The sequence below is a fragment of the Candidatus Symbiopectobacterium sp. NZEC135 genome (assembly GCF_025962695.1).
In genome coordinates this window covers 1-1511 of record NZ_JAGFPF010000411.1, presented here as the reverse complement: position 1 = coordinate 1511, position 1511 = coordinate 1, and the positions used below count along the sequence as shown (strand labels likewise).

The window sequence follows — 1511 nt, the reverse complement described above, 5'->3', positions numbered from 1 at the left end:
TCGCTTTCGCGCTGGCACACCGTTGACTGGTTCAGCCAGTAAATCAGCCCATCAGTGCCACCAGCGGCATTAATCACTCGTTCGTTGGTCAGGAATGAACGCCAGCGCGGATCATTACCTAGTTGCTGTTCCTGATTCGGCAGCAAACCGGATGGAAGCCCTTTAAGTTCCTCCGGCTCACTGACCACCAGCACACGGCGATTGAATAGTGACAGCAGGTTTTTACCGGGGCGCAATATGACTTGCCCCAGCTCTGGCACGATGACAGGTTTAAACAGTGCTCTCATGCCATCCCTCAAAACGTCTCAATGGTTATTTCAGCCTTGCCACCACGAGTTACCGGCCCCCACTCCACCAGCATCCGTTTTACCTGGCTGTCGTCCAGCCAGATACCCGCATGGGTAAGGGAGTCAAATAACGCTTTCAGGTAGTTATCCAGATCCCGACGTTTTCTATCGGGTGGCATGAGGATGACTTTTACCGATACCAAATCGGTACGTGGTTTGGGATAACGGTTTAGCTGTTCCACTACGTCAGCAATGGCGTTGGTAAGGTATTTGCGACCAGCAGCACTGACCAGGTGCCTGCCAGTTAACGCCCCCTTGTTCGGAGCGCGCCAGTAGCTGTTTACGCTGGGTGGGAATGGCAGGGTTAATCTCATGGCGTACTCCAGTGGTCTTCTATCGACACGCTGATTCGGTGTAACCAGTCAGCCAGCTTTAGCATTGCTTCGCGCTCTGATAGTCCTTGCGGAAAATCATCAAGCGCGACATGCGGAATAACCTTCCCGTAACCATTTCTCTCAAGCGTTACGTTTTGTTCCAGAACCGTGCCTGTGATACCGCTCCGCTGCCTGACAACCCACTTTTTAAAAGACTCATGACTACTTGTGTCGTACTTGTACTCAGTGAGAATTACCTTTCCGCTCATGCTGCGTCCTCCCGCTGGTATTTTTCGAACCAGAACACGACGGGGGTTCCGGTAGGCTTAACAAGGCCAAATACCTCGGCAGTTCGATAGCTACGTGATGCCCTGCGAGTTACATCAACCTGTGTTGCTATTCGCTCTCTAAATAGCTCTACCGAGCAACTGGCTTTGTACAGATTGCATGGGATACAGGCGGGATAAAGATTTTCCAGCGTGTTGTTTTCCGGTCTTTCCATCGCGTAACTCTTGCTGATATTTCGCAATACCGGCTCGACGTGATCGACATGAAAACGAGCAGTTAAAATTTCACCGCAATAAGCGCACCGACCGCCGAACTTCATGCGTAATTCTTCACGCTGTTTCTTGTTGAGCTTCATGCGGCCACTCCCTGACGTTCGACGCACATTTCCGGCAGGTTTGCACGCACAAGCGCCTCTGCAAACGGCGGCGGCACCGCATTACCACACCGAGCTACCTGCTTGTCCTTGGCGTATTTCACACCACGATAGTCCTGGTCGATGATGTACCAGTTGGGGCAGCCTTGAGCGGCATAAAGCTCATGTGGCTGCAACATGCGCATGGCG

3 protein-coding genes and 2 pseudogenes are annotated in these 1511 nt (G+C 52.2%); all 5 read right to left on the bottom strand.

Going from position 1 to position 1511, the window contains the following annotated elements; translation table 11 throughout:
• Positions 1-287, bottom strand: a pseudogene (locus J5224_RS27390) (hypothetical protein); the annotation flags it as partial.
• 8 nt (positions 288-295) lie between these two features.
• Positions 296-661 (bottom strand): RusA family crossover junction endodeoxyribonuclease, encoded by a 366-nt coding sequence (locus tag J5224_RS27385; protein WP_264628292.1) that lies wholly within the window; start codon positions 659-661, stop codon positions 296-298.
• Complete coding sequence (locus tag J5224_RS27380) at positions 658-930, bottom strand: hypothetical protein (RefSeq protein WP_264628291.1); 273 nt, start codon at positions 928-930, stop codon at positions 658-660. The genes J5224_RS27385 and J5224_RS27380 overlap by 4 nt, the downstream gene beginning before the upstream one ends.
• Complete coding sequence (locus J5224_RS27375) at positions 927-1304, bottom strand: HNH endonuclease (protein ID WP_264628290.1); 378 nt, start codon at positions 1302-1304, stop codon at positions 927-929. Before J5224_RS27375 ends, J5224_RS27380 begins: the two co-directional genes overlap by 4 nt.
• Positions 1301-1511 (bottom strand): annotated as a pseudogene (locus tag J5224_RS27370) (DNA cytosine methyltransferase); the annotation flags it as partial. The gene J5224_RS27375 and the pseudogene J5224_RS27370, both read right to left, overlap by 4 nt.

Coding starts and splice junctions, on each gene's coding strand:
- J5224_RS27380 (WP_264628291.1), bottom strand. CDS start 930: ATGAGCGGAAAGGTAATTCTCACTGAGTACAAGTACGACACAAGTAGT.
- J5224_RS27385 (WP_264628292.1), bottom strand. CDS start 661: ATGAGATTAACCCTGCCATTCCCACCCAGCGTAAACAGCTACTGGCGC.
- J5224_RS27375 (WP_264628290.1), bottom strand. CDS start 1,304: ATGAAGCTCAACAAGAAACAGCGTGAAGAATTACGCATGAAGTTCGGC.